General features: G+C 65.7%; 13 protein-coding genes. 4 read left to right on the top strand and 9 right to left on the bottom strand.

Going from position 1 to position 19459, the window contains the following annotated elements:
* Nucleotides 1-227 precede the first annotated feature (227 nt).
* Both ACKI1H_RS25125 and ACKI1H_RS25120 read left to right on the top strand, forming a co-directional pair.
* Entirely contained in the window at nt 228-1244 is a 1017-nt protein-coding gene (locus tag ACKI1H_RS25125; RefSeq protein ID WP_440466688.1) for a WD40/YVTN/BNR-like repeat-containing protein, read from the top strand.
* 14 nt (nt 1245-1258) lie between these two features.
* Nucleotides 1259-3640, top strand: a complete 2382-nt coding sequence (locus ACKI1H_RS25120; protein ID WP_138525884.1) for an efflux RND transporter permease subunit — start codon at nt 1259-1261, stop codon at nt 3638-3640.
* Nucleotides 3641-3785: 145 nt separating this feature from the next.
* Here ACKI1H_RS25120 and ACKI1H_RS25115 read toward each other — a convergent pair whose 3' ends face one another.
* A complete protein-coding gene (locus ACKI1H_RS25115; RefSeq protein WP_440466687.1) occupies nt 3786-4583 on the bottom strand; it encodes a cyclase family protein in 798 nt (265 codons plus the stop codon).
* A 112-nt stretch (nt 4584-4695) separates the two neighbouring features.
* On the opposite strand from ACKI1H_RS25115, the gene ACKI1H_RS25110 reads away from it, so the two are divergent.
* Complete coding sequence (locus ACKI1H_RS25110) at nt 4696-5112, top strand: carboxymuconolactone decarboxylase family protein (protein WP_440466686.1); 417 nt, start codon at nt 4696-4698, stop codon at nt 5110-5112.
* 94 nt (nt 5113-5206) lie between these two features.
* Here the strand turns inward: ACKI1H_RS25110 and ACKI1H_RS25105 are convergent, their stop codons facing one another.
* The 8 genes from ACKI1H_RS25105 to ACKI1H_RS25070 form a co-directional block, all read right to left on the bottom strand.
* A complete protein-coding gene (locus tag ACKI1H_RS25105; protein ID WP_440466685.1) occupies nt 5207-6292 on the bottom strand; it encodes an alpha/beta hydrolase fold domain-containing protein in 1086 nt (361 codons plus the stop codon).
* A gap of 37 nt (nt 6293-6329) precedes the next feature.
* A complete protein-coding gene (locus ACKI1H_RS25100) occupies nt 6330-7976 on the bottom strand; it encodes a BatD family protein (RefSeq protein WP_440466684.1) in 1647 nt (548 codons plus the stop codon).
* Nucleotides 7973-9733, bottom strand: coding sequence for a VWA domain-containing protein (locus ACKI1H_RS25095; RefSeq protein ID WP_440466683.1), 1761 nt, complete (start codon nt 9731-9733; stop codon nt 7973-7975). Before ACKI1H_RS25095 ends, ACKI1H_RS25100 begins: the two co-directional genes overlap by 4 nt.
* Complete coding sequence (locus ACKI1H_RS25090; RefSeq protein ID WP_440466682.1) at nt 9730-10764, bottom strand: vWA domain-containing protein; 1035 nt, start codon at nt 10762-10764, stop codon at nt 9730-9732. Before ACKI1H_RS25090 ends, ACKI1H_RS25095 begins: the two co-directional genes overlap by 4 nt.
* Nucleotides 10757-11254 carry a DUF4381 domain-containing protein gene (locus tag ACKI1H_RS25085; RefSeq protein WP_138525891.1) on the bottom strand — a complete coding sequence of 166 codons (498 nt, stop codon included), beginning with the start codon at nt 11252-11254 and terminating at the stop codon, nt 10757-10759. Before ACKI1H_RS25085 ends, ACKI1H_RS25090 begins: the two co-directional genes overlap by 8 nt.
* The gene (locus tag ACKI1H_RS25080) at nt 11251-12195 is read right to left on the bottom strand and encodes a DUF58 domain-containing protein (protein WP_440466681.1); all 945 of its coding nucleotides are present in this window, start codon (nt 12193-12195) and stop codon (nt 11251-11253) included. The genes ACKI1H_RS25085 and ACKI1H_RS25080 overlap by 4 nt, the downstream gene beginning before the upstream one ends.
* Nucleotide 12196: 1 nt before the next feature.
* Entirely contained in the window at nt 12197-13156 is a 960-nt protein-coding gene (locus ACKI1H_RS25075; RefSeq protein WP_038803712.1) for an AAA family ATPase, read from the bottom strand.
* 61 nt (nt 13157-13217) lie between these two features.
* Nucleotides 13218-14090, bottom strand: a complete 873-nt coding sequence (locus ACKI1H_RS25070; RefSeq protein ID WP_440466680.1) for a DUF1353 domain-containing protein — start codon at nt 14088-14090, stop codon at nt 13218-13220.
* Between the two features lie 304 nt (nt 14091-14394).
* Here ACKI1H_RS25070 and ACKI1H_RS25065 point away from each other — a divergent pair, with 304 nt between their 5' ends.
* Nucleotides 14395-19257, top strand: a complete 4863-nt coding sequence (locus ACKI1H_RS25065; RefSeq protein WP_138525894.1) for an NAD-glutamate dehydrogenase — start codon at nt 14395-14397, stop codon at nt 19255-19257.
* Nucleotides 19258-19459 lie beyond the last annotated feature (202 nt).

The following is a 19459-nucleotide window of genomic DNA, read 5'->3' as shown; positions in this document are numbered from 1 at the left end:
GCGCGCCTTTCGGCTGAGATGGCAAAACGCAGTCATCCTTTCGAGTGAGGCGGCTGGGGCTTAACAAAAGATAACGTGCCGTCAATTGTCAGCCCCGGAAAAGGCTGGCTATATAGCTCCAAACTACATACCGCCTGCATAAGAAAAAGAGGTAAAGGCATATGCGTGAGCCCCTGTGGCGCACTTCGAGCGAGCAGCCCGTATCGGGAGTGCGAAGCTCCTTCCCGATGTCGCGCAAGTCGGTTTCCCTGCTCGGCGCGTTTTCCTTCCTGATGATGTCCCTGGCTCCGCTGCATGCCGTTGCCGCAACGGACGCCGCCAGCGATGCCAACTCGATCATTTCCGCCAAGGCTTCCAGCAGCCTGCTGCTGAGCATCGCCCATGCCGGCAAGCGCCTGGTCGCGGTGGGGGATCACGGGCACATCCTCTATTCCGACGACGCAGGCAAGAGCTGGACCCAGGCCACCGTGCCGACCCGCCAGCTGCTGACTTCGGTGTTCTTCGTCAACGACAAGAAAGGCTGGGCCGTCGGCCATGATGCCCAGGTCCTGGCCACCACCGATGGCGGCACTACCTGGGTGCGCCAGTTCGAGGACCTCAAGCGCGAAGCGCCGCTGCTGGACATCTGGTTCCAGGACGAGAACCACGGCGTGGCCGTGGGCGCCTATGGCGCGCTGCTGGAAACCACCGACGGCGGCAAGAGCTGGGAAGACGTCAGCGACCGCCTGGACAACGAAGACCAGTTCCACCTCAACGCCATCACGGCGGTGAAGGATTCCGGCCTGTTCGTGGTCGGCGAAGCGGGCAGCATGTTCCGCTCCAAGGACTGGGGCGAGACCTGGGAAAAACTCCAGGGCCCTTATGAAGGCTCGCTGTTCGGCGCCACCGGTACCACCCACGTCGGCACCGTCCTGGCCTATGGCCTGCGCGGCCACCTGTTCCGCTCCACCGATTTCGGCGACACCTGGCAGCAGGTCAGCCTGCCCACCGCCAATGGCGGCGAGCTGGAGTTCGGCCTCTCTGAAGGCAGCCTGCTGGATGACGGCACCATCGTCGTCGTCGGCCATGGCGGCAGCGTGCTGGAGAGCAAGGACGACGGCGTGAGCTTCAGTGTCGTCAACCGTCCGGACCGCCTGTCCCTCGCGGGGGTGAGTGCGGCCGGCAATGGCAACCTGGTCCTGGTCGGCCAGGGCGGTATCCACCTGGCTACGGCGACCGGCGCCGAGCTGACAGAACAACAATAAGCCGGGGAGCCGCAATGAACGCTCTGAACAAGCATCAACAGGACAAGGCGACTTTCCTGGAACGCATCATCTTCACCCACCGGCCGTTCGTGATCATCGCGTGCCTGCTGGTGACCATTTTCCTCGGCTGGTCGGCTACGCAGGTGCGCCCGTCCACCAGCTTCGAGAAGATGATCCCGCTGCAGCACCCGTTCATCCAGAACATGCTGGAGCACCGCAACGACCTGGCCAACCTCGGCAACACCGTGCGCATCTCGGTGGAAGCGGTGAATGGCGACATCTTCACCAAGGAGTACATGGAGACGCTGCGGCAGATCCATGACGAGGTGTTCTACATCCCCGGCGTCGACCGCTCCGGCATGAAGTCGCTGTGGAGCCCGAGCGTGCGCTGGACCGAGGTGACCGAGGAAGGCTTCGCCGGTGGCGAAGTGATCCCGCAGACCTACGACGGTTCCGCCAAGGCCCTGGACCTGCTGCGCAACAACGTGCTCAAGTCCGGCCAGATCGGCCGCCTGGTGGCCAACAACTTCAAGTCGAGCATCGTCGACGTGCCGCTGCTGGAGGTCTACCCGGACCCGAAGGACCAGGGCAAGCTGATGAAGCTGGACTACCGCCAGTTCTCCCATGAGCTGGAAGAGAAGATCCGCGACAAGTACCAGCTGCAGAACCCCAACGTGAAGATCCACATCACCGGCTTCGCCAAGAAGGTCGGTGACCTGATCGACGGCCTGCTGATGGTGGTCGGCTTCTTCGGCATCTGCTTCGTCATCACCCTGGTGCTGCTGCTGTGGTTCACCAAGTGCGTGCGCTCCACCATCGCCGTGCTGTCCACCACCCTGGTGGCGGTGATCTGGCAGCTGGGCCTGCTGCACATCATCGGCTTTGGGCTGGACCCGTACTCGATGCTGGTGCCGTTCCTCATCTTCGCCATCGGTATTTCCCACGGCGTGCAGAAGATCAACGGTATCGCCCTGCAGTCCAGTGACGCGGAGACCCCGCTGCTGGCCGCCCGCCGCACCTTCCGCCAGCTGTTCCTGCCGGGCATGATCGCGATCCTCGCGGACGCCGTCGGCTTCATCACTCTGCTGGTGATCGACATCGGCGTGATCCGCGAACTGGCCATCGGCGCCTCCATCGGCGTGGCGGTGATCGTGTTCACCAACCTGATCCTGCTGCCGGTTGCGATCTCCTACATCGGCATCAGCAAGAAGGCAGTGCAGCGCAGCAAGGAAGACGCCGTGCGCGACCATCCCTTCTGGCGTGCCCTGTCCAACTTCGCCAGCCCGTCCGTGGCGCCGATCTCCGTGGTCATCGCCCTGGCGATGTTCGCCGGCGGCCTGTGGCAGGGCCATCACCTGAAGATCGGCGACCTCGACCAGGGCGCACCGGAACTGCGTCCGGACTCGCGCTACAACCTGGACAACGACTTCATCATCCGCAACTACTCGACCAGCTCCGACGTGCTGGTGGTGATGGTGGCGTCCGAAGCCGAAGGCTGCTCCACCCACAAGACCCTGTCCGCCATCGACGAGCTGGCCTGGCGCCTGGAGAACACCCAGGGCGTGCAGTCGGCCATCTCCCTGGTCACCGTCTCCAAGCAGATGATCAAGGGCATGAACGAAGGCAACCTGAAGTGGGAGTCGCTGTCGCGCAACCAGGACGTGCTGAACAACTCCATCAGCCGCGCCGAAGGCCTGTTCAACAGCAACTGCTCGCTGGCGCCCCTGCTGGTGTTCCTCAACGACCACAAGGCCGAGACCCTCGACCGCGCTGTGGCGGTCGTGCAGGACTTCGCCAAGGCCAACGAGAAGGATGACCTGAAGTTCAAGCTCGCCGCTGGTAACGCCGGTATCGAGGCCGCCACCAACGACGTGATCAAGCACTCGGAACTGACCATCCTGATCCTGGTGTACATCTGCGTCGCGCTGATGTGCCTGATCACCTTCCGCTCCTTCGCCGCGACCCTGTGCATCGTGCTGCCGTTGATCCTCACCTCGGTGCTGGGTAATGCGCTGATGGCCACCCTGGGTATCGGCGTGAAAGTGGCGACCCTGCCGGTGATCGCACTGGGCGTGGGTATCGGCGTGGACTACGGCATCTACATCTACACCCGCCTGGAGTCCTTCCTGCGCCAGGGCCTGTCCCTGCAGGAGGCCTACTACGAGACCCTGAAGTCCACGGGTAAAGCGGTGCTGTTCACCGGCCTGTGCCTGGCCATCGGCGTCGCCACCTGGATCTTCTCGGCGATCAAGTTCCAGGCCGACATGGGCCTGATGCTGACCTTCATGCTCCTCTGGAACATGTTCGGTGCGCTGTGGCTGCTGCCGGCACTGGCGCGCTTCTTGATCAATCCGGAGAAGGTGCGTCAGAAGAAGGCTTCGATCCTGGTTCACTGATCGACGCTCAAGCAATAAAAAAACGCGGCCCTCGGGCCGCGTTTTTTTATGCTCTTCGTAGGAGCGAGCTTGCTCGCGAACAGCCTCGCGCAGGGGCCTGGTTCGCGAGCAAGCTCGCTCCTACAGGTTCTGCCGCCGTTCTGGCTTAAGGCAGGATCGCAAACACCCGCGCCGGGAAGCCCGTGCCTTCGGCTATCTTCGGGAAACTCACCACCGCCAGTGCGCCGGCTTCGGGTACTTTGTCGAGGTTGGCGAGCAGTTCGATCTGGTAGTGGTTGGTGCCCAGGATGTAGGACTCCAGCGAGTAGTCGTCCTTGCTGGTGGCGATGCCCGGATCGGTGTCGGTGGTCTCGTGGCCGGAGGCGGTGATCTTGCGCGTCTCGTAGAGGTACGCCAGCGCCTCCTTGCTCCAGCCCGGGTAGTGCGCCACGCCCTTGGCGTCCTGGTTCTGCATCTTCGCCTGGTCCGGCCAGCGCTGCGACCAGTCGGTGCGCAACGCCGCGAAGGAGCCTTCCGGTACTGCCCCGTGCTTGGCCTCCCAGGCCTTCACATCGGCGAGGGTGAGCACGTAGTCCGGGTTCTTCGCCACCTGCTCGTGGATGTCGAACACCACCAGTGGCAGGAACTGCTCCTTGACCTCCAATTGGTCGACGCTGCGCAGGCCCTTATGGAAGTGCACCGGCGGGTCGACGTGGGTACCCCATTGGCCAACGTGGCTATACAACTCCACCTGGAAACCGTCCTTGTCCACGGTATAGAGCGTCTTGCGACCCATCGGCTCGAAGCCTTTCCAGTGCGGCGTGTTGCTGTCGAATGAATGGGTCAGGTCGACCCAGTCATGCTGCTTGAGGCTGGCGTAGGTGTCCCACAGGCCAGGTTGGGCAGCCTGACTCGCGGCAGGCAGCAGGGCAGCGGCGAAGAGCAGGGCGGGGAGGCGTTGCATGGGTCTGATTCCTTGACGGGGATGGGAGAGAGCGCCTTATCTTTCTCCATCGCTCGTTCCGTCATCCAATTCTGAATTCTGCTTTTCTTATTCTCTTTCGTTAGGAGACCCCATGTCCTTTCAGCTCATCGAGTACGCCGAAGCCAGCCCTGAAGTCCGTGCCGTCTATGACGACATCATGGCGACCCGCAAGATCGACTGGGTGAACAACTTCTGGAAGGCTCTGGCCAACCACCCGCAGACCCTGAAGCGCACCTGGGACAGCCTCAAGGAAGTCATGGGGCCGGGACAGCTCGACCCTTTGATGAAGGAGCTGATCTACGTCGCCGTCAGCGTCACCAACAACTGCAACTACTGCATCGGCTCCCACGGTGCGGCGGCGCGCAAGGCCGGGATGGACGACAGCATGCTCGGCGAGTTGATGGCGGTGGTGGCCATGGCCAACGAGACCAACCGCCTCGCCATCGGCTACCAGGTGCCGCTGGACGATGTGTTCAAGGGCGCGGTGATGGAGAGCAGCGGCAGCTGAGACTGTTCGCGAGCAAGCTCGCTCCTACAAAAAACGCACCGGCGCAGGTCTGTAGGAGCGAGCTTGCTCGCGAACCCGGACCGGCGACGGATTCTCAGGGCGCTGGCGCGGACAAGCGCAGGATTGCCTTCACCGGTGTCCCGTCGCTCCAGCGCCCCATGGACAGCTGCGCCGCTCCGCCGCCCAGGGCGTAATCGCGGCCCTGGCCATGGAAGGCTGCATCGCACAGCGCGTCGAACAGCTTCCACGGGCCGAACCAGTCCATCGCATCGGTCGCCAGCGCGTTGTGCGCCGAGGGCTGCCCCTGCTTGAGCCGCTGCTTCACTCGTTCCTGCACGCGATTGAGCAGCCAGCTGGAAGAGTCGCTGGGCGGGTAGCGCGGATCGAAGCGCGGCGCGGTCGGAGCCGCGTGGTTGGCCAGCAGAGGCGGGCTGCCGTGGCGGTCACTGCGCAGTAGGAGCAGGTCCTTGTCGCGCGGAGCGACCTGGCTGCTTTCCGAGTAGATGCGCCGTGCGTCATCACAGCCGACGCGTTCGTCCTCGTCGCCACACACAGCCAGCAGCAAGGTGCCGGCGGGAATGTTCGCCAGCGGCTCCAACGGCACCTGCCGCCAGCGCGGGCCGCTGCTCTTGCCCGGCTCAACCGCCATCAGCGCCCGAGGCCTCGGTACACCCAGCCGTTGCCAGGAGGCTGCCAAGCCGCTGGCGATCAGCCCACCCGCCGAATGGCCGACATAGGCGACGTGCTCCAGTTCTGGCCTCACCTCCAGCTTGCCCGCCTGCAGATCGGCGAGGGCGCGGCGCACGGAATCGGCGGCGTTGGGCAGGAACTCCGCTGCCGGCGTCTTCAGCGTCGCCTGGTAGCGCGGGTAGATGAGGATGGCGCCGCGCCGGACGATGTGCTCGATCCAGGCGCGGTAGAGGTCGGGTTGCATGACGCTCCAGCCGTGGGTGAAGACCACGATGGGAGCGCTGGACGGTACGGGCCGGTCCGGGGTGAAGACCCAGTATTCGTTGCCTTCGGTGGTGAAGTGCCACTGGCGCACGTCGGCGTGGGCGTAGTTCGATCCGCCGGGACCCTGTAGCGGCTGGGTTGGCGGCAGGATGTCGGCCGCAGACAGCGCATTGGAAATCAGCAGCAGGCCGGCGGCCAGCGCCGGAATCAGCCGTTGGGCGGACATGGAGGCACCTCTGGCGGAGATGCAACCAGCATAGCTGTCAACGTGGATAGAGCGGCGGCAGGCTGCTGGCTTCCGCTGACGGCGGTGCATCCGGATCGGCACCGGGCAGGGTGCGGATGGCGCGCCAGAGGTCTTCGCCCTGCCAGTTGCGACCGCCCTCGCTGTCGCTGTAGAGCGCACCGTTGAGGCCGTCCAGCGCGTCTGACAAGGGCACGAAGCGCGCCGCCATGTCGGCCAGGGTTTCCGGCTGCTGGCGGGCCCAGGCATCCAGCGCCTGGCGGGTGGCATGGGAGTCGTTGGCCTGGCAGGCGCGGCGCAGTTCGTCGAGCAGCGTGCGGGTACTCGGCCCCGCTTGCGCCACACGGATCACAGCCGGCTGGCTGCGGGCACGCCACCACAGGCCGAAGCCGAGCAGGGTGGTCAGGCTGAGCAGCGCGCAGGCGAGTTGCCAGGGCCACAGCAGCGCATCGCTGATGACCGTTTCGCCGGGGGCGGCAGGAGGCTCGGCGTGCTCTTCCAATTGCGAGTTGGCGGCGACCTGCAGCGTGCGCGCCGGCAGGCTGGTGCGCTCGACGCGGCGCTCCTGGGTGTTCCACCAGACGATTTCCACCGGCGGAAGCTCCACGGGGCCGGCCTTGTCGGCGATCAGAGCCTCGCGTTCCTCGCGACTGCCGATCATGCCCTGGTCGCTGCTTTCGTTGGCCAGTTGCGGCTGGTCCGGGTAGTGGCGCAGGCCTTCGGGAAGAGGGATCGGCAATGGTGGTAGCTGGGCGCCGGAAAGGCCCTCCACGCGCAGCATGATGTTGCGGGTCAGCGCCTCGCCGGCCTTGGCTTCCTCCGGCTGCGGGCTCCAGGTCTCGGTCAGGCTGAGCGAGCGGGCGGGCAGCCAGGGTGCGTCCTTCGGATAGTCGGCGGGCTTGGGATCGATCTGCAGCGGGATGCTCGGTGAGGTGACCAGCACCTGCTTGCCTGGCTGCGGGCCGAACGGGTTGAGGTCATCGCTGTTGCGGCGCTGGGCCACCTGGGTGGCCTTGAAGGTCTGGCCGGGTATCTCCAGGTCGCCGCTCTTCTGCGGGAAGATCGCGTAGCGCACTTCGATCACGCCGTGGCGAACGCCGTTGATGTCCTTCTCGTAGGTACGCGGTTCGCCCAATTGTTCGACGCGGGCGTCGTTCATGCGCAACGGGCTGAGGCTGCTGTCGTCGTACAGCGATACCGAGTGGTAGATGCGAAGGGTGAGGATCACCTGGGCCTGCACCCAGCTTTCCTCGCGGTCGACGCTGGCGTCGATGAACACCGGGGCGAGCTTCTGGCCTTCTGCGCTGTCTTCGGCCTTGAGCACGTCGAGGCTGATCGGTTCGCTGGCGTTGCCGCCCAGATGGATCGGGGGGATTTCCACCTTGCCTTCGTTGCGCGGCTGCAGGGTGATGATCCAGCGCGTGGTGGCCTGGGCCTTGCCGTTGAGTGTGGTGAGGCGGTTGACCTGGCGAGTGCCGAGCACCACGAACTGATCGTCCAGCGGTTTCAGGTCGGGTTTGCCGAACAGCGTGGGGTCGTCGGACTCCAGCGTCAGTTCGACGCTCTCGCCGGCCGTCAGGCGCGCACGGTCGACGCTGGCGGTGAGGCTGGCCTCGGCGCGGAAGGCGGCGAGGCAGAGCAGGGTCAGGCAAATCAGCCTTTTCATGGGTTGGGTTCCTGGCGCTGCTGCTGTTGCTGGTACCAGAACTTGCGGCGCAACAGCTCGGACGGATCGTCGGGAATCTGCCGCAGCCACTGTTCCAGGGCCTGACGGCGCTCGTCTCCCAGTGGACCGGCATCTTCCGGGTTGGTTTCCTGTTCTTCGCGGGTGTTCTCGCCGGGCTTGTCGCTCTGGCTGGCGGAGGGACGGTCGGCTTCCTGCGAAGGATTCTTCGCCGCCGGTGCTGGCTGCGAGTCGCGCTCGGACGAGTGCTCTTCCTCGTGCTGCTGGTCCTGCGGCTTGGCGGCCTGGGGATCGCTGCTCTGGGCGGGTTCCTGGTTCTGCTGCGGTGGCTGGTCGGTACCGTCGCCAGCGGGGTTCTCCTTGCGCTGGCGCAGCAGGTCTTCGAGCAACGCCTTGTTGCGCTTGGCGACGTCCAGCTCGGGGTCGCGCTCCAGTGCCTGATCGTAGGCGTCGATGGCCGCTGCCAGTTCGTTCTGTTTTGCCAGGGCATTGCCGCGGTTGTAGTGATCGGCTGCCGCGTCGCCCTGGGCGAAGGCCTGGGCGGCGTCGACATAGTCGCCGGCGCGATACAACGCCAGGCCTTTCCAGCGGAAGTCGTCGAAACGCTCGGCAGCTTCGGCAGGGCGCGCGGCGTCGAGCAGACGCTGGCCCTGCTGGTCCGGCCGCAGCCAGAGGTCGCTGAACTCGAAGGCATTGGCATCCTGCGGCGGCGCCCACAGCAGCGGCAGCAACAGCGGGAGGCTGAACAACCAGCCGCGACGGCCGGCACAGGCAGCCAGCAGCAGTAACGGCAACAGCAGCCAGTAGCCCTGGTCGGCCCAGCGTTGCAGGCGCAGCAGGGCATCCTCTTCGCTCACCTGCAGGCCCTGGGTGCTGTCCAGCAGACCGAGCGAACGCAGGTCGCTGCTGCTGGCGCGCAGGCGCTGGAAGCGTCCGCCCATGTCGGTGGCGAACGCGCGCAGCGAGCCTTCGTCGAGGCGCGGCACCAGGATGTTGCCCTGGTCATCCTTGAGGAAGGTCCCGTCTTCCTGGGCGATGGGCGCGCCGCCAGGGGTGCCGACGGCGAGCAGCAGCAGATCCTTGCCCTTGCCTTTGAGCGCCTGGCGGATGCCCTGGCGCTCGCGGGCGTCCAGCGCGCTGGTGATCAGCAGGATTCGGCCGTTGCCCTCAGCGCCGTTGTCCAGCAGACGGCGCGCCTGGGCCACTGCAAGGTCGGCGCGCTCCCCCGGTTCGGGCATGATCGACGGTTTGAGGGCGTCGAGCAGGTTGCGCGCGGTGCCCAGGTCATTGGACAGCGGCACCAGCGTGTGGGCGCTGCCGGCGTAGACGACGATGGCGGTCTGTGCGTCGCTGCGGCTCTGCAGCAGGTCGAGCAGTTTGTGCCGGGCCTGCTCCAGACGGGTCGGCTTGAGGTCGGTGGCGAGCATCTGCGGAGTGAGTTCCAGCACCACCACCAGCGGGTCGCTGCGCTCCAGGGTCGGTTGTTCAACCTGCTCCCAGCTCGGGCCAAGCAGCGCGAGCACGGCCAGCAGCCAGGCAATACCGAGGTAGATCCACGGGCGGCGCTCATGGCGACCGTTGCCGCCGGACAGCAACCACGGATGGAAGGCCTGGGGCAGCAGCAATTGCCAGCGGCCGGCTCGGCGCTCGCGATGCCAGAGCTTCCACAGCAGCCAGCCGAGCGGCAGCAGCAGGATCAGCCACAGCGGGTGCAGCAGGTGCGGCCAGAGGTGGCTCATGGTCGGCGCTCCTTCTGCAGGCGCGTCATCCAGGCCGGCCAGCGCCAGTCTTCGGGCGGCCACAGGGTGCCGACGACCAGCGCCGCGCTGATCAGCAGGGCCAGCAGCAGTGGCCAGCGGTACAGCGCAATGGCCGGGCGCGCCTGGGTCGGCTTCTGCTCCACCGGCTCCAGTTGATCGAGGCTGTCGGAGATGCGCTGCAGCTCCTCGCCGTTGCGCGCGCGGAAGTACTCCCCGCCGGTGCTTTCGGCGATGGCCTTGAGGGCCGGCTCGTCCAGGTCCAGCCCCGGATTGAGGCCGAACAGCCCGGCGACGCCGCCCTGCTTGGGATCGGCGCCGATGCCGATGGTGTAGACCTTCACCTGTTCTTCGGCGGCGAGCTTGGCAGCGGTTTGTGGGGAAATCTCGCCGGCGGTGTTGGCGCCGTCGGTGATCAGCACCAGTACGCGGCTCTCGGCCGGGCGCTGGCGCAGGCGCTTGACCGCCAGGCCAATGGCGTCGCCCAGGGCGGTGTCCTTGCCGGCGATGCCGATCAGCGCCTCGTCCAGCCAGATGCGCACGGTGTGGCGGTCGAAGGTCAGCGGCGCCTGCAGGTAGGCGCGGGTGCCGAACAGGATCAGCCCGACACGGTCACCCCGGCGACCTTCGATGAAATCACCGAACAGTTTCTGCACGGCGTGCAGGCGGCTGACCTCTGCGCCGTCCCACGTCATGTCGGCGTAATCCATGGAGCCTGAGACATCCACCGCCACCAGCAGGTCGCGGCCAGTGGCGGGGATCGGTAGCGGCTCGCCAACCCATTGCGGACGCGCAGCGGCCAGCAGCAAGCAGAGCCAGAGCAGTGCGAAGGGGGCCTGCTGGCGCCAGGCCGGCAGGCGTGCGCGGGCACGGCGGCCGGCGAGGCCTTCGAGTTCCTTGAGGAAACTGACCTTGATCGCCGCCTCGCCGTTGTCGGCCGGCGGCAGGATGAAGCGCATCACCCAGGGCAGCGGGGCGAGCAGGAAGATCGAGGCCCAAGCGAACTCAAACATGCTTGCGCACCCAGGTCTCCACTGCGGCGGCGAGGCCGTCGATGGCCTTGTCGTCCAGCTTGCACTCGGCGCGGTAGCCGCCTTCCACCAGGATCATCCAGCGGGTCAGGCCGGCGGCCGGGCAACGGGTGTCGAGGAAGGCGAGCCAGGCGCGACCGCTCAGGGTGTGGCTGTGGCTCTCCGGCCACCGGGCGCGGGACAGGCGTTTGAGCAGACCGTTGAGCGATTGCAGCCAGGGGCCGGCCGGTGCGCGATCGTAGGGCCGTGGTAGGCGTTTGAGCTCTTCCAGCGCGGCTTCGCGCAACGGGTCCAACGGAGCCTCTGCGACGACTTTTGCCTTGCGCCTGGGCAGCCAGCGCTGGCGGTTTCGCCACAGCAGCCAGAGCAGCAGTGGCATCAGTGCGGCGAGCAGCCACCAGCCTGGCGCCGGCGGCCACCAGGGTACTGCGGCCGGTTCGATCAGCGGTTGCAGCTGGTCGAGGGGATTCATTTGGCGTATCCCGGTTGGTGCTGTTCCAGCAGGTTGCGCAGCTGCTCCACCAGTTCTTCCTGGGTGGTCAGTGGCAGCAGCGGAACGCCCAGGCGCAGGGCGAGGCGCTGCCAGCGTTCGCGGCGGGCTTCGCCGAGGGCACGGTAGGCCAGGCGCTGTTCGTCGATGTGGGTGTCCAGTTCCAGCTGCGCCTGGCCTTCGGCGAATCTCAACAGCCCGGCGGCGGGCAGGGCGTGGTCGAGCGGGTCGGATACCGGCAGCATGACCAGGTCAGTGTGGCGTGCCAGCAGGGACAGCTGTTGTTCGGCCACGTCACTGAGCGCGCGCTCGTCGCACATCACCATGATCAGGCTGCCGGGGCGCAGTACTTCACGGGCACGCCGCAGGGCCATGCCGAAGCCGTCACCGCTGTGGCTGAGGTTGGAGCCGGCGAGCAGGGCGTTATTGGCGCGCACGATCAGGTTGAACAGCTGCAGCAGGCTCTGCTTGCTGCGCCGCGGCTTGATTTCGTGGCATTCGCTGTCAGTGAAGACCAGCCCGCCAATGCGGTCGTTGTGCGCCAGCGCAGCCCAGCCGACGAAGGCGGCGGCGCGGGCGGCGAGCACGGACTTGAAGGCTTGCCCGGAGCCGAAGAACATCCGTGCGCTCTGTTCCACCAGCACGTAGACCGGGCGCTCGCGTTCTTCATGGAACAGCTTGGTGTGCGGCTCCTGCGTGCGCGCGGTAACGCGCCAGTCGATCGTGCGCACGTCGTCGCCGGCCTGGTAGACGCGCACCTGGTCGAAGTCCACGCCACGTCCGCGCAGGCGCGAGTGGTGCAGGCCGATCAACGGGCTGCGCCGTGAGGGCGTGGAAAACAGCTGGACTTCGCGCAGGCGGTGACGGATCTCGATCAGCTCGCCGAGCGAGACGGCCACGCCGGGCGCCAGGACATTGTGCATGTCAGGCGACGGCGACCACGTCGAGGATGCGCTGGACCACGCGGTCCTGGTCGATCCCGGCGGCTTCCGCCTCGAAGGTGAGGATCAGGCGATGGCGCAGCACGTCGAAGAGCATCGCCTGGATGTCCTCGGGACTGACGAAGTCGCGCCCGGCCAGCCAGGCATGGGCGCGCGCGCAACGGTCCAGGGCGATGGAGCCGCGTGGGCTGGCGCCATAGGACAGCCACTCGGCCAGTTCGGCGTCGTACTTGGCCGGGGTGCGCGTGGCCATGATCAGTTGCACCAGGTACTCCTCCACGGCGTCGGCCATGTACAGGCCGAGGATTTCGTGGCGAGCGGCGAAGATGGCTTCCTGGGTGACCCGGCGCTCCGGCTTGGTCTCGCCGTTCAGCGCTTCGCCACGGGCCTGCTGGAGGATGCGGCGCTCCACGGAGGCTTCCGGGTAGCCGATCTTCACGTGCATGAGGAAGCGGTCGAGCTGGGCCTCGGGCAGCGGGTAGGTGCCCTCCTGCTCGATGGGGTTCTGCGTCGCCATCACCAGGAACAGCGGCGGCAGGTCATAGGTGCTGCGGCCCACGCTGACCTGGCGCTCGGCCATGGCTTCGAGCAGGGCGGACTGTACCTTGGCCGGGGCGCGGTTGATTTCGTCGGCCAGCACCAGGTGATGGAAGATCGGGCCCTGCTGGAACACGAAGCTGCCGTTTTCCGGGCGATAGATCTCGGTGCCGGTGATGTCGGCCGGGAGCAGGTCTGGGGTGAACTGGATGCGGTGGAACTCGGCTTCCAGGCCCTCGGCCAGGTCCTTGATCGCCTTGGTCTTGGCCAGTCCCGGTGCGCCTTCCACCAGCAGGTGGCCGTCGGCGATCAGGGCGATGAGCAGCCGCTCGATGAGCTTTTCCTGGCCGAGGATCTGGCTGGAGAGATACTGGCGCAGTGCAAGGAGCGACTCACGATGTTCCATCGCGTGGATTTCCTGGACGAAGGGTGGGGCTGTCGGGGCGCCTACTTTACTGCATCGGCCCTCACTCTTGCAGCGCTGCGCTTCGAGCCTTGTGCGGCGCTAGTGGTTCCTGTGGTGGTTCGAAGCCGGGCAGCGGAGTCAGGCAGCGCAGCGAGGTGTTGGGGTTGCGCTGGTGGCGCATGTCGCGCGCGCCTCCGTGGACCACCGCGAAACGGTAGACCCAGGCGACCAGGCGTGGCATGCCGGCTTCGAGCAGCATTCGATGAAAGAGTTCGTCCGCCTCGGCCTTGGTCACCGGGGCGACGTTGAGGAACTGGTACAGCGCGTCATGCACCAGGCTGGCGTGGTGTGCCACCGGCCAGAACATCGTGCGCTCCTTCTGCTGGCCGTGGCGCAGGCACTGCACGCTTTCCAGGTGCTCCCACCAGTCCGGCGTACCGAGGGTGGCGATCCAGAAGAACGGTACTTTCGGCGAGCAGCCGTCCCAGGCGTAGGTGCGGGTGCAGCCGAAGTCGTAGGTGACGGTACCGGCGGCGAGGTCCACCTGCGCCGGGCCGGGGTTGATGATGATGTGGCCGTCGTGCACCACCAGCCACTCGCTATAGAAGAAACGGCCCTCGAACACCGGGTCCTCGCAGACCAGCGGGAAGTCGATGTAATTGATCCAGGGACCGTTGCGGTCGCGGCTACAGAAACCCCACTCGCGCACCGAGCGCTGGCGCGCGGCTTCGACACGGCGCAGACGTTCGTCGCGGCCGACAATGCGTGGCAACAGCACGCCGAGATAGACCGGGATCGCGCCAATCAGCAGCGGGCGCACGGCCTCATCGAGAAACAACCAGGCCAGTACCAGCAGCGCCACGCCCAGCAGGGTGACCAGCAGGTTGTCCAGGTGGCGCAGCAGCGGTCGGTGCAGGGGTGGGTGGCGTTGCATGGCGTCCGTTCCAGGCGGGGGATAGCCATGATAGCGCTTTGATATTTCTGCCGTCAGATACGGAACGATCGTACTGTGAAATATGTCGTTTCTCTGTGGATGCGGAGCCTGCATGCCGTTGAACGAATATGTCGCAGCCCCGTAAGCCATGGCCTGCCGACTCCCGATAAGCTCGGCGGATCGGTGACCGCCCGGTCGGGGTTGTCAATCGAGGGTCACACTGCCCGGCTATACCTGTGGCCCGACACAAGACGATATGCGTTCTACGCTCAATCCAACAAAACGAGCCCAGCGGAGTACCAACATGGCGTTCTTCACCGCAGCCAGCAAAGCCGACTTCCAGCAACAACTGAAAGCGGCCCTGGCGCAGCACGTCGACGACAAGGGTCTGCCACAAGTGACCCTGTTCGCCGAGCAGTTCTTCGGTTTCATCTCTCTCGACGAATTGACCCAGCGCAGGCTGTCCGACCTGGTCGGCTGCACGCTGTCTTCCTGGCGCCTGTTGGAACGCTTCGACCCCACCCAGCCTGAAGTGGCGGTGTACAACCCCGATTACGAAAAGCACGGCTGGCAGTCCACCCACACTGCCGTGCAGGTGCTGCACCCGGACCAGCCGTTCCTGGTCGACTCGGTGCGCATGGAACTGAACCGCCGCGGCTACAGCATCCATACCCTGCAGACCAACGTGCTCAGCGTGCGCCGCAACGCCAAGGGCGAGCTGCTGGAAATCCTGCCCAAGAACAGCACCGGCAAGGACGTGCACCAGGAATCGCTGATGTACCTGGAGATCGACCGTGTCTCCCAGGCCGGTGAACTGCGCACCCTGGAGAAGGCACTGCTGGAGGTGCTCGGCGAAGTCCGCCTGGCCGTCGCCGACTTCCCGGCCATGCGCACCAAGGCCGAAGAGTTGCTGGCCTGGCTGGGCAAGTCCAAGGTCAAGGCCCGTGCGGAAGAAACCGCCGAGGTGCGTGCCTTCCTCGAGTGGCTGTTGGACAACCATTTCACCTTCCTCGGTTATGAAGAATTCACCGTGCAGGAGGAGGCCGACGGTGGCCATCTGGTGTACGACGAGAAGGCCTTCCTCGGCCTGACCCGCACCCTGCGCGCCGGCCTGAACAAGGACGACCTGCACATCGAGGATTATGCAGTCGCGTACCTGCGCGAGCCGGTGCTGCTGTCCTTCGCCAAGGCCTCGCAGCCCAGCCGCGTGCACCGCCCGGCCTACCCGGACTATGTGTCGATCCGCGAGATCGACGCCAAGGGCAAGGTCGTCCGCGAGTTCCGCTTCCTCGGCCTGTACACCTCGGCGGTTTACGCCGAGAGCGTGTTCGACATCCCGTTCATCCGTGGCAAGGTCGCCGCCGTCCTGAAGAACTCCGGTTTCGACAGCAAGGCGCACCTGGGCAAGGAGCTGGCTCAGATTCTCGAAGTGCTGCCGCGCGACGACCTGTTCCAGACCCCGGTGGACGAGCTGTACAACACGGCCATGTCCATCGTGCAGATCCAGGAGCGCAACAAGATCCGCCTGTTCCTGCGCAAGGACCCGTACGGCCGCTTCGCCTACTGCCTGGCCTACGTGCCGCGTGACATCTATTCCACCGAAACGCGGATGAAGATCCAGCAGGTGCTGATGGAGCGCCTGAAGGCCAGCGACTGTGAGTTCTGGACCTTCTTCTCCGAATCCACCCTGGCCCGTGTGCAGTTCATCCTGCGCGTCGACCCGAAGAACCGCATCGACGTCGACGCCGCCCAGTTGGAGCAGGAAGCCATCCAGGCCTGCCGTTCCTGGCAGGACGACTACGCCGCGCTGGTGCTGGAGAACTTCGGCGAAGGGCAGGGCAACAACCTGCTGGAAGACTTCCCGAAAGGCTTCCCGGCCGGCTACCGCGAGCGTTTCGCCCCGCACTTCGCGGTGGTAGACCTGCAGCACCTGTCCAGCCTGTCCGAGAGCCGCCCGCTGGTGATGAGCTTCTACCAGCCGCTGGCCCAGGGCGAGCAGCAACTGCACTGCAAGCTGTATCACGCCGACACGCCGCTGGCGCTATCGGACGTCCTGCCGATCCTGGAGAACCTCGGCCTGCGCGTGCTCGGCGAGTTTCCCTACCGCCTGCGCCACACCAACGGCCGCGAGTACTGGATTCATGACTTCGCCTTCACCTACGCCGAAGGCCTGGACGTCAACATCCAGGAACTCAACGAAACCCTGCAGGACGCCTTCGTCCATATCGTCAATGGCGATGCCGAGAACGACGCCTTCAACCGCCTGGTGCTGACCGCCGGCCTGCCATGGCGCGACGTGGCGCTGCTGCGCGCCTATGCGCGCTACCTCAAGCAGATCCGCCTGGGCTTCGACCTGGGCTACATCGCCAGCGCGCTGAATGCCCATGTGGACATCGCCCGCGAACTGGTGCGCCTGTTCAAGACCCGCTTCTACCTGGCCCGCAAGCTCACCGCCGAGGACCTGGAAGACAAGCAGCAGAAGCTGGAGCAGGCCATCCTCACCGCCCTGGACGATGTCCAGGTGCTCAACGAGGACCGCATCCTGCGGCGCTACCTCGACCTGATCAAGGCGACCCTGCGCACCAACTTCTACCAGCCGGACGCCGCCGGGCAGAACAAGAGCTACTTCAGCTTCAAGTTCAACCCCAAGGCCATCCCGGAAATCCCGCGTCCGACGCCGAAATTCGAAATCTTCGTCTACTGCCCGCGCGTGGAAGGCGTGCACCTGCGCTTCGGCGACGTGGCTCGGGGTGGCCTGCGCTGGTCCGACCGCGAGGAAGACTTCCGAACCGAAGTGCTGGGCTTGGTGAAGGCGCAGCAAGTGAAGAACGCGGTGATCGTACCTACCGGCGCCAAGGGCGGCTTCATCCCGCGCCGCCTACCGGTCGGCGGCAGCCGCGATGAAATCCAGGCGGAAGCCATCGCCTGCTACCGCATCTTCATCTCCGGTCTGCTGGACATTACCGACAATCTCAAGGAAGGCCAGGTCGTGCCGCCGGCCAACGTGGTGCGCCACGATGCCGATGACCCCTACCTGGTAGTGGCGGCGGACAAGGGCACCGCGACCTTCTCCGACATCGCCAACGGCATCTCCGCCGACTATAACTTCTGGCTTGGCGACGCCTTCGCCTCCGGCGGCTCCGCCGGCTACGACCACAAGGGCATGGGCATCACCGCCCGCGGCGGCTGGGTCTCGGTGCAGCGTCACTTCCGCGAGCGCGGCATCGACGTACAGAAGGACAGCGTGACGGTCATCGGCATTGGCGACATGGCCGGCGACGTGTTCGGCAACGGCCTGCTGATGTCGGACAAGCTGCAGATGGTCGCGGCGTTCAACCATATGCACATCTTCCTTGACCCCAATCCGGACCCGGCGGCGAGCTTCGCCGAGCGCCAGCGCCTGTTCAACCTGCCGCGTTCCAGCTGGGCTGACTACGACGCCTCGCTGATCTCCGCCGGTGGCGGCATCTTCCTGCGCAGCGCCAAGAGCATCACCCTGACCCCGGAAGTGCGCGCGCGCTTCGACATCGATGCCGAGCGCCTGACCCCGACCGAGCTGATCCACGCGCTGCTCAAGGCTCCGGTGGACCTGCTGTGGAACGGCGGCATCGGCACCTACGTGAAGTCCAGCGATGAAACCCATGCCGATGTCGGCGACAAGGCCAACGACGGCCTGCGCGTGGACGGCCGCGACCTGCGGGTGAAAGTGGTGGGCGAGGGCGGCAACCTTGGCATGACGCAGCTGGCGCGGGTCGAATTCGGCCTCAATGGTGGTGCGTGCAACACCGACTTCATCGACAACGCTGGTGGTGTGGACTGCTCCGACCACGAGGTGAACATCAAGATCCTGCTCAATGAGGTGGTGACCGCCGGCGACATGACCAGCAAGCAGCGCAACAAGCTGCTGGCGGAAATGACCGACCAGGTATCCGACCTGGTGCTGGGCAACAACTACAAGCAGACCCAGGCGCTGTCTCTGGCCGAGCGCCGCGCCCGCGAGCGCATCGCCGAGTACAAGCGTCTGATGAGCGACCTGGAAGGTCGGGGCAAGTTGGATCGTGCGCTGGAGTTCCTGCCCACCGACGAAGGACTCGCCGAGCGCATCGCTGCTGGTCAGGGGCTGACTCGCGCTGAACTGTCCGTGTTGATTTCCTACAGCAAGATCGATCTGAAGGAACAGTTGCTGGGTTCGCTGGTACCGGACGACGACTACCTGACCCGCGACATGGAGACGGCCTTCCCGCAGACCCTGGTCGATACCTTCGGCCCGGCCATGCGCAAGCACCGTCTGAAGCGCGAGATCGTCAGTACGCAGATCGCCAACGACCTGATCAACCACATGGGCATCACCTTCGTGCAGCGCCTGAAGGAGTCCACGGGCATGACGCCGGCGAACGTGGCCGGTGCCTACGTGATCGTGCGTGATGTCTTCCATCTACCGCATTGGTTCCGCCAGATCGAGGCGTTGGACTACCAGGTGCCGGCAGAAGTGCAACTGACCCTGATGGACGAACTGATGCGCCTGGGCCGCCGGGCTACCCGCTGGTTCCTGCGCAGCCGTCGCAACGAGCAGGATGCCGCCCGTGACGTCGCGCACTTCGGTCCGCGCATCGCCGCCCTGGGCCTGAAGCTCAATGAGCTGCTCGAAGGCCCGACCCGCGAGCTGTGGCAGGCACGCTACCAGGCCTACGTCGACGCTGGCGTGCCGGAGTTGCTGGCGCGCATGGTCGCCGGTACCAGTCACCTCTACACCCTGCTGCCGATCATCGAAGCAGCGGACGTCACCGGCCGCGACCCGGCCGATGTGGCGCGCGCCTACTTCGCCCTGGGCAGCGAGCTGGAATTGACCTGGTACCTGCAGCAGATCAGCTCCCTGCCGGTGGAGAACAACTGGCAGGCGCTGGCCCGCGAAGCCTTCCGCGATGACCTGGACTGGCAGCAGCGGGCGATCACCGTCTCCGTGCTGCAGATGCAGGACGGCCCGGCGGAGATCGATGCGCGGGTAGCGCTCTGGCTGGACCAGCACGGCCCGATGGTGGCTCGCTGGCGCGCCATGCTCGTCGAGTTGCGTGCGTCCACCAGCACTGACTACGCCATGTACGCCGTGGCCAACCGCGAACTGCTCGACCTGGCGCAGAGCAACCAGCCGGGCGTCTGCCCCGTCTGATGCCCTGAACGGCTTGACCTTTTGATGCTCCAGCCCCGCTCAGTGCGGGGCTTTTTTTTCGCCGCTGAAGGACGCCAGTCGCCGGCTTCTGAAATGCAAGCCGCGGGCACGGCACGCTCCTGCAGGAGTCGCCTGGACTCAATCGGCAGGAGCGGGCCACGCCCGCGATGTTGAATAGTCGAGGTGTGTCGATGAAGGCTCG

The organism is Pseudomonas sp. YH-1 (assembly GCF_051990045.1).
GTDB classification, from domain to species: Bacteria; Pseudomonadota; Gammaproteobacteria; order Pseudomonadales; family Pseudomonadaceae; genus Pseudomonas; species Pseudomonas nicosulfuronedens.
Note: the sequence above shows the minus strand (reverse complement) of the source record. Positions and strands in the feature narration are given on the sequence as shown.